Source organism: Vibrio sp. OY15, assembly GCF_000742455.1.
GTDB lineage: Bacteria > Pseudomonadota > Gammaproteobacteria > Enterobacterales > Vibrionaceae > Vibrio > Vibrio alginolyticus.
In genome coordinates this window covers 25,435-38,463 of sequence record NZ_JPIL01000019.1, presented here as the reverse complement: position 1 = coordinate 38,463, position 13,029 = coordinate 25,435, and the positions used below count along the sequence as shown (strand labels likewise).

At 44.0% G+C, this 13,029-nt stretch carries 11 protein-coding genes and 1 pseudogene; 6 read left to right on the top strand and 6 right to left on the bottom strand.

All coding sequences use genetic code 11. The annotated features are described in order from the left end of the window. Window positions 1-476: 476 nt before the first annotated feature. The 3 genes from IJ23_RS19665 to IJ23_RS19655 form a co-directional block, all read right to left on the bottom strand. Entirely contained in the window at window positions 477-779 is a 303-nt protein-coding gene (locus IJ23_RS19665) for a hypothetical protein (RefSeq protein WP_005375707.1), read from the bottom strand. Between the two features lie 205 nt (window positions 780-984). Continuing rightward, a complete protein-coding gene (locus IJ23_RS19660) occupies window positions 985-1,923 on the bottom strand; it encodes an alpha/beta hydrolase (RefSeq protein WP_005375705.1) in 939 nt (312 codons plus the stop codon). A 72-nt stretch (window positions 1,924-1,995) separates the two neighbouring features. After that, a complete protein-coding gene (locus IJ23_RS19655) occupies window positions 1,996-2,910 on the bottom strand; it encodes an alpha/beta hydrolase (protein ID WP_017821078.1) in 915 nt (304 codons plus the stop codon). Window positions 2,911-3,038: 128 nt separating this feature from the next. On the opposite strand from IJ23_RS19655, the gene IJ23_RS19650 reads away from it, so the two are divergent. Continuing rightward, window positions 3,039-3,968 (top strand): LysR family transcriptional regulator, encoded by a 930-nt coding sequence (locus IJ23_RS19650; protein WP_017821079.1) that lies wholly within the window; start codon window positions 3,039-3,041, stop codon window positions 3,966-3,968. A 69-nt stretch (window positions 3,969-4,037) separates the two neighbouring features. On the opposite strand, the gene IJ23_RS19645 is transcribed toward IJ23_RS19650, so the two are convergent. Further along, complete coding sequence (locus IJ23_RS19645) at window positions 4,038-5,231, bottom strand: acetate/propionate family kinase (RefSeq protein ID WP_017821080.1); 1,194 nt, start codon at window positions 5,229-5,231, stop codon at window positions 4,038-4,040. A 468-nt stretch (window positions 5,232-5,699) separates the two neighbouring features. Here IJ23_RS19645 and IJ23_RS25845 point away from each other — a divergent pair, with 468 nt between their 5' ends. Beyond that, window positions 5,700-5,930, top strand: coding sequence for a hypothetical protein (locus IJ23_RS25845; RefSeq protein WP_224721257.1), 231 nt, complete (start codon window positions 5,700-5,702; stop codon window positions 5,928-5,930). Window positions 5,931-6,001: 71 nt separating this feature from the next. Then, window positions 6,002-6,245: pseudogene (locus tag IJ23_RS25840) on the top strand (EAL domain-containing protein); the annotation flags it as partial. Window positions 6,246-6,317: 72 nt separating this feature from the next. Here the strand turns inward: IJ23_RS25840 and IJ23_RS19630 are convergent. Next, on the bottom strand, window positions 6,318-8,249 hold the full coding sequence (locus tag IJ23_RS19630; protein ID WP_005375680.1) for a DEAD/DEAH box helicase: 1,932 nt from the start codon (window positions 8,247-8,249) through the stop codon (window positions 6,318-6,320). Between the two features lie 396 nt (window positions 8,250-8,645). On the opposite strand from IJ23_RS19630, the gene rnb reads away from it, so the two are divergent. Both rnb and IJ23_RS19620 read left to right on the top strand, forming a co-directional pair. Further along, window positions 8,646-10,649: an exoribonuclease II gene (gene rnb / locus IJ23_RS19625; protein WP_017635749.1), complete on the top strand. Its 2,004-nt coding sequence runs from the start codon at window positions 8,646-8,648 to the stop codon at window positions 10,647-10,649. A gap of 71 nt (window positions 10,650-10,720) precedes the next feature. Beyond that, the gene (locus IJ23_RS19620; protein WP_017635750.1) at window positions 10,721-11,530 is read left to right on the top strand and encodes a helix-turn-helix transcriptional regulator; all 810 of its coding nucleotides are present in this window, start codon (window positions 10,721-10,723) and stop codon (window positions 11,528-11,530) included. Window positions 11,531-11,563: 33 nt separating this feature from the next. Here IJ23_RS19620 and IJ23_RS19615 read toward each other — a convergent pair whose 3' ends face one another. Beyond that, the gene (locus tag IJ23_RS19615) at window positions 11,564-11,917 is read right to left on the bottom strand and encodes a DUF3024 domain-containing protein (protein ID WP_017821084.1); all 354 of its coding nucleotides are present in this window, start codon (window positions 11,915-11,917) and stop codon (window positions 11,564-11,566) included. A gap of 266 nt (window positions 11,918-12,183) precedes the next feature. Here IJ23_RS19615 and IJ23_RS19610 point away from each other — a divergent pair, with 266 nt between their 5' ends. Next, window positions 12,184-13,008 carry a phosphate ABC transporter substrate-binding protein gene (locus tag IJ23_RS19610; RefSeq protein WP_017635752.1) on the top strand — a complete coding sequence of 275 codons (825 nt, stop codon included), beginning with the start codon at window positions 12,184-12,186 and terminating at the stop codon, window positions 13,006-13,008. Window positions 13,009-13,029 lie beyond the last annotated feature (21 nt).

The window sequence follows — 13,029 nt, the reverse complement described above, 5'->3', positions numbered from 1 at the left end:
CGGCTCATTCGTACTGGCGCTGGCACTGACACACAATGTAGCGAGTAGAAACGACATTATTATTTTGGTTTTCATTTTTCCCTCAGCCGGTCAACACATTATTCTGCACGGCATCTAGAAAAATAACGCGCAGGAGATTCTCTATATATTTTGCGAAACATAGCAATTAAGCTATTCATAGTCGAGGTAACCCAAAGAAAATGATAGACCGCTCCAGCTAGAGCCTTTCTTTTCAATAATTTTCTGCGGATATCCACCATGCAGAAGTTTGTACTTTACTCATTGTAAACGACTAATCATGGCCTCTTAAGGCAACATTAGAAAACCAACCGTATTCACAATCCATAACTCCATAACTCATAGTTACACCGATGTATATCTAAGTGAGCTGAAGCTTCATTGCCCATCCAGTGCCCTTTGCATTTTTATAGCAAGGTAGCCAAGCACCATTTTATTACGGACCATTGCTGCCTGCGCTAATGCTTTTGTTTTGTATCGTAACTGATTTGCTTACTGACGTTCTTTAGTTGCACTCCTACCTTATTAAATGCCTTTTGAATAGTTGTGGAAACATGCTGGCGGCCCTCTCCTTCAAAAAAGTTAGCTCGATCTTGCTTCGTTTCGAATACACAGACTATTTCTAAACTTTGTGGAAAAGAAGAGAATTTGACGGTATGAGTCACCCAAAGAAAGCCATCGTAGCCTTTTAGCGTATCTTCACAAACTTCGGTCAACACTTCTCTAATTAGATTCTCGACCTTCTTATCTGATTTGCGCATGAATTAAACTGCCTTCCTATCTAACGCCTTTAATTAGGTCTCAGTCTACATTGTCTTAAACAGTATTTGGCAGTGGTATTTAGTCAATAGCCTGTAGATGAGGTTATTCGCACGAAGATTTACCGACCTACTCGCTTCGAACTACATCTTACGCTGTTAAAAATAAGCGCTTTGCAACTCTACAAAACGCTTCTAACTTATTAGATTATTTTAAGTGTGTTTCAAGGAATGCAGAAACCTTGTCCATTGCAATGCCGACTGCTTCTGGATGGTCATACAGTTCATAGTGAGACCAATTTTCCAAATTAACCAGCTGTCGGTCTTTTGATTGAACAGAGCGGCCATAAATTTCCTGCCCATCACGATAAGCACCAAACGCCCCGACTTTTTGCCCTACCACGGCCATAACAGGCTGAGTCAATAACGTTTCGGCAAATGCAAAGGCATCCCAGCTCAGTGTTTTCTGTGCATGTGAAAACAGCATACGAGTTGCACCACCTTCGGTTTGTCCACGTGATGTTTTGTAGTATTCAGTAGCTTCGAACACGTCTCGTTCTGTTAATCCATTTTCTTTTGCAAATTCAATATTTGGAGGAAGAAGTTCATCGATTTTCAGCTCTGAGCCGCGAGCTTCGGCTGTTCTCTGTGCAGCCATAGCTTCAAGATTGGCGATAGGGTCGTACATACTAAAGCCTTCACGGAACAAGCGGCCTAAGTTAACAGGCGTAATACCTACGACAGCTTTCAAGCGCTTTTCGGTTAGGGCTGAATTGATCATGTAACCACCACCGCCGCAGATACCGAGTCCACCAATTCTATTCTCATCGACATATGGTAAAGTTACTGCATAGTCGATAACGCGACTGATATCTTCAACACGTTGACTTGGGTCTTCTACGTAGCGAGGCAATCCTCCCGATTCTCCTTGGAAGCTCGCGTCAAATGCGATCACGACGTAACCTAACTCAGCAAGGGCTTTACCATAGACAGCGCTGGATGTTTGTTCTTTACAACTACCAAAAGGATGAACGCTTATCATTGTTGGGTAGCGTTTCGATTCATTGAAGCCTTCTGGAAATAAAATTAATGCAGACATATCCCAAGCCATATCAGCATTTCTAAAAGTGATTTTTTGCATATTCATAATCAATACCTTAAGAGTAAAAAGCCTTGAGAGCAGAAAGGCTCGAAGCAATTGAGCCTTTCATCGGGAATATTAAAGAGTGCGTTGGAAGAAAGATGCGAGTTGGGATACTGCGTCATCGACGTATTCGGCAACATCATAAAGCGACATATGGTTTGCACCATCAATGGCATACAAGGTTTTATCTGAACTCGCTGCACGTTCTATCAGGTCATCACTCATCCATTTGCTGCCTGCGTCACTACCAACGACAGCAAGAATTGGCTGAGTTAGGAATGCTTCCGCTTTGTGGTACGCATCGTAAGTAATGATCTGGTTTAAGTTACGAGTTAGAGCAAAACCCGGCGCATTTGGATGTTCACAACGTGGTGTGTGGTAATACTCCCAAGCTTCGCGTAGCTCTGCATTTGAGGCATCTTCTTCACGCATCGGAGCTAGAGGAATAGTCGCGAATTCTGTACCATTCGTGTCGGTTGTGCGAGCATTCGAACCAAATTCTAAGTAACCAACAGCGTCAGCATCGTTAACCGAATTATCCCAACCATTACGGAACATTTGGCCAATGTTTACGGCACTAACCATACCCAGTGCTTTGATTCGACGATCATTGATCGCTGCATTTGCACTATAGCCCGCACCAGCACAAATCCCCATTGCGCCAATTTTATCGTTATCGACGTACTCTAACGTTGTCAGATAGTCGACGACTGCGCTCACGTCTTCAGTACTCGTGTAAGGGTTTTCCATTTGGCGAGGCTCACCTGTACTTTCACCTTGATACGAACGGTCAAACGCAATGGCAATTATGCCGCTTTTTGCAAGTTTACTCGCATATAGGCCTGCGGTTTGCTCTTTTACGCCACCACCTGGGTGTGAAACAACAACCGCCGCATATTGTTTACTTGCATCAAAATCTGTAGGGAAGTTGATAACCGCTGAAATCTCAATACCTTGACCATTGAGATTTTTGAAAGTGACTTTAGACATAGCGACATTCTCCATTAGAGGTTAACTGTTCATCTCAGGCTGACCTAAGCTTCGAGGTAATATTAGTCAACACACTGTTTCGGATAAATATCGTTTTATCTACATGACTGTTTAGTTATACTTAACAAATGAGAATAGAACCTTCTTTAATTTCATCACTGACGTGGTTTGCACATATTGCTCGCCATCGCAGTTTCACTAAAGCAGCCTTAGAAATGGGGGTAACCCGTGCTGCCTTATCACAACACCTAAAAGCGTTAGAACAACAGCTACAAGTTCGGTTAATTAATCGAACCACCAGAAGTATGTCGCTGACGGAAGAAGGCCAACGTCTGCTTGATATTTTGCAACCTTCATTGGTGAACATTGAGCAGGTCGTTAACGAATTGAACGACTCTCATCTTGAGCCTTCGGGATTAATCCGTATCAGTGTATCAAGAACCGCTGCTCGGCTGCTTATTGAGCCCTATCTAGGTGAGTTCCTCTCTCGTTATCCTAAAATACGCCTAGAGCTAATCATGGATGATGGGTTTTCTAACATCGTCGCAGAAGGCGTTGACGCTGGCATTCGCTTAGGATTAAGCTTAGATGAACATATGGTTGCGATCCCTATTACTCCGCCGTTAACAACGGCAATAGTGAGCTCTCCTGAATACTTTAGGCAAAATGGACTACCTCAAACTCCTGAGGATTTAGAAGATCACAATTGCCTTGCTTATCGTTTTACCTCTAGCGGAACAATTGATCATTGGTCGCTAACCTCTCCAGATGTTGCAAAGCGCACCCTCGTTTTCGAGCCTAAAGGCAATGCTATTTTTAATGATGACTATAGTATGTTACAAGCTGCAATACAGGGTGTGGGTTTAGTGAAGCATATTGATTTATGGGTGGAAAAGCACATAAATGAGGGAAGATTGACCCGAGTTCTGACACCTTGGTGCAAAGAGTTTCCAGGGTTTTATTTGTATATACCTTCACGAGAGCATATGCCGAAAAAAATCCGCGTCTTGATGGATTTTTTAATCGAAAAGCGCGAAGCTCTGAAACCCAAAGAGTAATTGTCAAATTGCTTTAAGTAAAAAAAGCGAGCACGAGGCTCGCTTTTAACTTTCTGTTTTCGTTATATATTACAATAGCTCAACCGATTGTTTGGCTATCACAAATTCCTCGTTAGTAGGAATAACAAGAGCTTTGGCACCTAACAACTCAGATGTTGCAATAACACCTGCGTTACCAAATCTTGCATCTTCGTTACCTTTCTGATCTTCAACAAAACCTAACAGTTTTAGGTTTTTCAAGATTTCACGACGAATTGGTAGTGAGTTTTCACCAATACCACCAGTGAAGATGATGCCGTCTAATGAATCCAGAGCCGCGAGGTAGGATGTAATGTATTTCGCAACGCGGTAAGTGAAGATCTCAAATGCCAACTTCGCACGTGAATTCCCCGCTTCCATTGCTTCTAGTACGCCACGAGCATCACTTGTCACACCAGATACACCTAAGAAACCTGACTTCTTGTTCATCATCTCGAACACTTCGTCTTTTTCCCAGCCTTTACGGAAAAGGAACTCGATAACACTTGGGTCGAGGTCACCACAGCGAGTGCCCATCATTAGGCCAGCTAACGGCGTCAAACCCATACTTGTATCAACACATTCGCCATTTTTAACCGCACTCACTGATGCACCGTTACCTAAGTGCACAGTGATAAAGCTGCTTTCTTCAACCGGCTTATCTAGCATTTTCGCTGCTTCACGGCTTACGTAGTAGTGGCTTGTGCCATGAGCACCGTAACGACGCACTTTATGCTCTTCGTAAAGCTCGTAAGGAAGTGCGTACATAAAGGCTTTGGCTGGCATTGTTTGGTGGAAAGCAGTGTCGAATACAGCAAATTGAGGCAGTGAAGGGAACGCCGCCATTGCCGCTCTCATGCCTTCAGCGTTCGCTTTGTTATGAAGTGGTGCAAGTTCAGCAAGGCGCTCTACTTCTTGAATAACTGTTTCATCAACTTTCACAGTTCCTTTAAAGGTTTCACCGCCTGCGACAATGCGATGGCCTACAGCGACAAATTTTGAGCTCAAACCTAGAGTTTCGAGTAGTTTTACCACTCGCTCAACAGCGTACTGATGATGGTTACCGCCAGCTGGAATTGCTTCAACGGTTTTTTCTCCCTGATATTTCCAACTGATTTCAGCTTCAGGTAGGCCAAAACACTCACCAATACCTGATACCAAAGCTTCACCGGTTTCAGAATCAATAACAGCAAATTTTAATGAAGAGCTACCAGAGTTGATCACCAGTACAAACGAATTAGACATGAAATAGTTATCCTGTTGTAGAGCAGAGGTTGTAATAGCGCTTGTGCGCTGCGTACTTCTTGTTTGCCCCTCTATTATTCAATAATTTTTTAATCTTTCAACAATCTTTTAGTAAAAGCGATTTGATTGAACAAATTTTGTTGATCTGTAGCAAGTTTTGATTTTATTTGAAGACTAAAAAATATCACTTGTTAAACATAATTTATGAATAGGTCAATTTGTACAAAGTCAGATATATAAGCTACGTTGTTTATTGGGTGAACAAAAATAACAAACCAATCAATAAATCGGGGTAATAATGTGCCCACTATTGCATTTCTATTAGTGATCTTAGGTTTGATTTTGCTCTGCTGGGGATGGCAGATGACAAAAAACATCTGCTCGAAAACTGACGTAACCGGGTGGACTTTCCTATTATTGTTAATCAGCTGTTTCATTTTTGCTTATGCCGTTTTTTTGCACGCTATCATGCAAAAACCTATTACTTCTCTCTTAGAAACGGGGGTTTCTCTTATACTTTTTGGCGGCAGTATCTTTGTCGTGCTGGTGATTAAGTGGAGCAACGATTCGATATTAAAGCTTCATACTGTTGCTGAAAGAGAGAAGCGCAATGCCGTCCATGACGCTCTTACTGGGCTCCCTTATCGTAAATACTACTTTGAGTCTATCGAAGACATGACACAACCTGAAGGCCAATGACTGATTCAAATTATGAGATAACCTCAAAAACGTCGAAAGATTGATAATACGTTTCAAGCTAAGCTGGTTAATTTCTTTTCACAGCAAGCCGCACTGAAGGCTCCCGCTCTATCGTTGAGAACACGATTGCGCTAGCACATGGATTAGGGTATTCGGTCGTAGCAGAAGGCGTTCAAGACATGGACACACTGCATTTTTTGAGAAGTCGAGGCTGTGACATCATTCAGGGTTACTTGTTCTGCCCTGCCCTTAGACGAAGTAATAAGTTGGGTAAACAAACACGATGAAAAGCAAAACCGTATTAGACGCGCATAAAAAAGCCGAGCGCTTTGCTCGGCTTTCAATTCTTTTTGTAGCAACTTAAACCGTCGCTTTAATCACTCGTGATTATGCGTCTGTACGACGGCCACGACCGTGACCACGTTCACCACGATGTGCACCACGGTGATCACCACCACGGTTGCGATCGAAACGACGTTCGCCACCTTCACGATTACCATCGCGGTTGCCGTCACGGTTACCACGGAAACCACCTTCGCGACGACCGCCTTCACGACGATCACCACCACGATTGCCGCCTTCGCGGTTGCCACGGTAACCACCGCCATCACGACGACCACCATCGCGACGACCACCGTCACGGCGACCACCACGAGACTCGCGGAAATCATCGAAGTCACATACTACAGCACCAACATCTTGTTGACGGATACGTAGTTTGCTTAGCTTGTTCGCCGCGTCTGAAGTCATTGCTTTAGGTAGCTGTACGAATGTGTGACCTTGAGCTAGTTTGATCGCACCGATAGAACCTTTACCTAGACCTAGTTCGTTTGCTAGAGCGCCAACGATGTCTTTAACTTGAACGCCTTGCTCACGACCAACTTGAAGCTGGTAAGTATCCCAGTCTTGGTTGTTGAAGTTACGACCGCCGTCGCGACCACCTTCACGGCGCTCTTTACGACGTTGCTTGTCACGCTCAATTGCTTCAACCATTGGGTCTTCGCCAATATAGAACAGAGGACGTTTGCCTTGCTGACGCTTAAGAAGCATAGCAGCAAGTGTTGCAGGGTCGATGTCTAGAGAAGTTTGTAGTTTCTCTACCAACTCAGCAAATTTGTCTAGTGCTTTGTGCTCTTTCTCTGCTTCAAGCTCAGCGCCTAGCTTAGCTAGACGAGCTTCAGCAACTTGGTCACGTAGAGGAAGTTGGATTTCTTCCATAGATGACTTAGTTACACGCTCGATAGTGCGAAGCATACGAATTTGGTTAGTGCGAACTAGAAGGATCGCTTTACCTTTACGTCCAGCACGGCCAGTACGACCGATACGGTGGATGTATGACTCAACATCAAATGGGATGTCGTAGTTAAATACGTGCGTAATACGTGGAACGTCAAGACCACGAGCTACAACATCAGTTGCAACTAGGATGTCAATAACACCTTGTTTGATGTGATCAACAGTACGTTCACGTAGAGACTGAGGAATGTCACCGTGCAGTGCAGCTGCTTTGAAGCCACGTGCAGATAGCCAGTCAGCCAGACGCTCAGTATCTTGACGAGTACGTACGAATACGATTGACGCGTCAGTTTCTTCAGTTTCAAGAAGACGAGACATTGCTTCATCTTTCTCTACACCTTTCACTACCCAGAACTGTTGTTGAACTTTGTCTACAGTGTGGTTTTTACCAGCAACGTCAACCGTTACAGGGTCACGAAGGAAACGTTCAACGATCTTCTTCAGCATTGGAGGCATAGTTGCAGAAAACAGAACGCGTTGTGCTGACTCTGGAGCGTGCTCCATGATCGCAGTTACGTCATCTACGAAACCCATGTTTAGCATTTCGTCTGCTTCATCAAGAACGAAAGTACTAACTTCGTCTAGGTGTAGACGTTCGCGATTGATAAGATCTTGAACACGGCCTGGAGTACCGACAACTACATGAGCGCCACTTTTAAGAGCACGCATTTGGTCGACAATAGATGCGCCACCGTAAATCTCTAGAACTTTCAAACCTTTGATGTTTTTACCAAGGTTTTTCATTTCCGCTGCAACCTGAATTGCCAGCTCACGAGTCGGAGCAAGTACAATCGCTTGCGGTTTGCGTTGGTTTAGATCGAGTTTGTTGAGAAGAGGCAGAGAGAACGCTGCTGTTTTACCTGTACCTGTTTGAGCTTTACCCAGCGCGTCAGCACCTTCCAATAGGTGTGGGATTGCCGCAGCCTGAATTGGAGTTGGTGACACGAAACCCATTCCGTCTAGAGCAGAAAGGATAGAATCATTCAGAGATAAATCACTGAATTGAATAACAGAATCTTGCATTGGGATCCTACTTAATTAAACAAAAAAACAGTCCCATATGCTCTTCCAATTCGATACTGATCCATTCAGACGGGAACACAGCACAGTACACAACCGCGATAAGCCATTAGGGACGACTAAGGGAGGCGGATTATTCCTTAAAAGCATAAAAAAATCCAGAAAAAATTGAATTACATCACAATTTATTCTCAACAATGGTATTTTTAGCATATTTTTCCACCAACCCTACCATTCCCCGTAGATTCGCGTAACTCACAGATGAGAATTTCATCAATATTTAAGCCAATTTCTCGTGGTTAAATTGGCAAAATTCACGGCGAAATTACGCTCCACAGGTAGTAATAATAGCTCGCAATGATTATAGTGTGCCCAACTCCATAGGTAATTTAAGAAAAGATGTTTCAAGATAACCCACTACTCGCTCAGCTTAAGCAGCAAATCCAAGAAAACCTGCCTAAAAAAGAAGGCTCAATAAAAGCCACAGATAAAGGCTTTGGCTTTTTGGAAGTGGACAGTAAGACGAGCTTCTTCATCCCGCCTGCGTACATGAAAAAGTGCATGCACGGTGACAAAGTCATCGCCATTATCCGCACCGAAAATGAACGCGAAGTTGCAGAGCCACAAGAGCTGCTAGAACAAGCCGTGACTCGCTTTATTGGTCGAGTAAAAATGTTCAAAGGCAAGCTCAACGTAGCACCTGATCACCCACAGCTTAAAAAGCTATCTCTTAAAGCGAAACTAAAGAAAGGTCTAAAACCTGACGAGTTCGCCGAAGGTGATTGGGTTGTCGCACATCTTATTCGCCACCCTCTAAAAGGCGATAACTCTTTCTTCGTAGAAATTTCTGAAAAAATCACTGACGCGAATGATAAAATTGCGCCTTGGTGGGTAACGCTTGCTCAAAACGATCTACCAAACTCTGAGCCAGCAGGCATCGATAACTGGGAACTGAAAGACGACGCGGAGCTAGAACGCGTAGACATGACTCATGTTCCATTCGTCACTATCGACGGTGAATCGACTAAAGATATGGACGATGCGCTGTACGCGAAGAAAACCGTATCTGGCGATTTCGAACTCACCATCGCTATTGCGGACCCAACCGCTTACATCACACCTGAAGATGAAATGGATAAAGTAGCGCGTGAGCGTGGCTATACTATCTATCTTCCAGGACGCAACATCCCGATGCTACCTCGCGATTTAGCGGACAACCTATGTTCTCTGATTGAAGGTGAAACCCGCCCTGCTATTTGCTGTACCGTAACGGTAAGTAAAGATGGTGTGATTGGCGACGATATTAAATTCTTCGCGGCAAACATCAAATCACATGCACGCCTAGCATACGATCACGTGTCTGATTGGTTAGAAAACGGCAGCTCTGAAGCATGGACGCCATCTGAAGAGATCGCGACCATCGTTCGTGATCTTTATGAGTTCTCTCTTGCTCGCGCTGAATGGCGTGAGAAAAACGCAGTGGTCTTCCCTGATCGTCCTGACTACCGTTTTGAGCTCAGTGAAGATAACGATGTAATCGCTATCCACGCAGACATGCGCCGCAGTGCAAACCGTCTTGTTGAAGAATCCATGATTACCGCAAACATCTGTGCAGGTCGTACATTACGCGATAAATTTGAAACAGGTGTCTTCAATACGCATGCAGGTATCAAGAACGAGAAGATTGAAGAAGTGGTTCAACTTGTCAATCCAGAAGGCCAGTTGGAGTTCACAGCGGAGTCTATTGCTACGCTAGAAGGCTTTGCTGCGTTGCGCCGCTGGTTGGCAGCTCAAGAAACGTCTTATCTAGATAACCGCATTCGTAAGTTCCAAGCATACAGTGAGGTGGGTAATCAGCCTCTGCCTCATTACGCAATGGGTTTAGACATCTATGCAACTTGGACATCACCAATTCGTAAATACGGTGATATGATCAACCACCGTATGTTGAAGGCCGTCATCCTTGGTAAAGAACCCGTACAAAAACCAGATGACCAAGTAGGCGAAGAGCTAGCTCTACATCGTAAACATCATAAAATCGCTGAGCGAAATGTCTCAGATTGGCTATATGCACGCACGCTTGCTGATGAGCCGAGTAAGAAAACTTGTTTCACAGGTGAGATTTTCGATATTAATCGTGCAGGCGCACGTGTCCGACTTCTCGAAAATGGCGCAGCAGCCTTTATTCCTGGTGCACTAATTCTTGATAATAAAGAAAGAATTGAGTGCAATGGCGACAACGGTACCATCTCTATCGATAAAGAGGTCGTATACAAACTTGGGGATACATTGGAAATTGTCCTTACGGACGTAAACCAAGAAAACCGCAGTTTAGTTGCAAAGCCAACCCAGGTATTCGCTGAACAACCAGCAGCACAAACAGAACAGACTGTAAGTGAGTAATACCGAATGAAGTTAAAAGGCGCTCTATTGAGCGCCTTTTTTATTTGTTATGTAAAACGATAAGAAAGAGTATGCCGAACATTGAGATCATTCGCTTTAATCACTTCACTGCGCGCAAAAGTGAGCGTTACACTGCAACACATAATGGGTTATATATTGTTGAAGAAGGTGCCCTATTAGTTCATCAACCTAATGGCGAGCAATTTGAACTTAAAGCCGGAGATTTCACACTCTATAACTCCGCAGATCTGAGCAGTGCAGAAGCCGTCTCTAGTGACGGAGGCTTTAAAGCACTGGCTTTAGTCTTCAATCCAAATATATTCTGTGACTTTAAGAAAGCGCACCCGATGCTACGTTCCAAAACGGAAGAAAGGCGCTTCTATCCTTTTTCAACGCAATCCAGTAGCGAAGTAGCACAATTGAAGGACATGTTGGTTAAGTTAGCGAGTCGCAATGCTCCAGACTACACACAAAGCCATATCGCAATGGCATTGCTGTCGTTGATGGTTGAGGTAGAGCCAAACATCCTATCTATCATAGATGATGCAAGTAGCCTGAGCGACTCTCAAAAAGCCATTAAGTACATTGAGGGTAATATTGAAAAAGACATCACGCTAGAAGGCTTAGCGGCTCATATGAGCATGTCCATCGCAACCTTAAAACGTCGCCTCGCCGCAGATGATCTTTCGTTTTCTCAGATATTAAAGGTGAAACGGATAAACTTCGCAGCAACCCAACTGCGCAAGTCAGAAAAATCAATAACAGAAATAGCGTTTGAGTCTGGCTTTAAAAGTGCAGCGCATTTCAGTACAGCATTTAAATCCGTTTACAACATGACCCCCAAAGACTTTAGAAACCAAGTTGTTAGGCCTAAAGTATAAATCATGTCGGCATTCGCATCCGTTGGGCTCGCCCTATTCCCAAAAACACGCTTGAGGATCGCGCTCCAACTCGTTGAGTAAGTCCTCAAGCATTCGGCTAAATGGAAGTGGCTTATAAGGCACCCACCTTAACAGCTCGTTGTGATATGTGGGAACATAGAAATACCAAAGTTGGTTTTCCTCATCAAACATGATCTTCGCGACGGGAGAAGTATACTCGCTATGCTGGGAGTCGAGGAGAAAATGCGCCCGATGAAGCTCAACGCCATTTTCTACTAGCTCATAGAGGCACTTGCCCTGTTCGACAGGCAAGTTAGCATTACGCGCAGAGCAGAGCGATTGAACTGATTTGTATAAACGACTTGTCGCCATTTGGGACACTGACATCAACGTTCTCCCGATGGATGATAGTTAGAGCTGTCGATCCTAGTATATAACCTTTACATCATCACCGATGGTAGTTATCTACCTAACTCAAGTATAAGATAGCTATATTATCATTTGCCCAGATTATCATCTCAGTCCACTTGGAAACGCTAGCTCCATCACCTCTTGACTAGAAACAATTCCCCTGTTTAGCGCTAACAGTTCACAAAAGTGTAACCTGAACGCAATATCATAAACTCTGCTTTATCCCGTATATGGAGTTTAATATGTTACGTTTTACTGTGGCGACGTTATTGGCCATAGCAGTCTCCCTCCCTACCATTGCAAAAGAAATCAACATCTCGGGTTCAACGTCGGTTGCTCGTGTGATGGATGTACTTGCTGAGGAATACAACAAAACACACCCAGACGATTACGTTGCTGTTCAGGGCATTGGTTCGAGTGCTGGTATCACCATGGTCAATAAAGGAGTAGCCGAAATAGGCATGAGCTCTCGCTATCTGACTGAAAGCGAAAAAGGTGAAGATCTCAATGTATACCCTATCGCTTATGATGGCCTCGCTGTTGTTGTAAACCGTACCAACTCTGTAGAAAACCTTTCTCAGCAACAGCTGTTTGATATTTACAAAGGTAAGATTAAGAATTGGAAAGAGGTCGGGGGCGCAGATCAGCCTATCGCGGTGGTTACTAGAGAAGCGTCTTCAGGTTCACGTTACAGCTTCGAAAGCTTGCTGGGACTGACCAAAATCGTTAATGATCGCCTTGTCTCGGATATCAGCCCAAACAACTTGGTTGTAAACAGCAACAGCATGGTAAAAACCATTGTTAACCATAACACTCGCGCCATTGGTTTTATCTCTGTAGGGTCAGTAGATCGCTCGATCAAGGCGATTCAGTTAGATGGTATTGACCCAACCTCGACAAACATTAGCAATCATAAGTACAAGTTGGCGCGACCATTCCTAGTGCTATACAAAGTAGATAAGATTAGCGATGCAGGTAAAGGTTTTATCGCTTTCCTTCGTTCAGAGCAGGGACAAAAAGCGATTGCAGATTACGGTTATACGCCAGTAAAAAACTTTAATCAGTAAAAATGAAAAAGAGAGCACCCT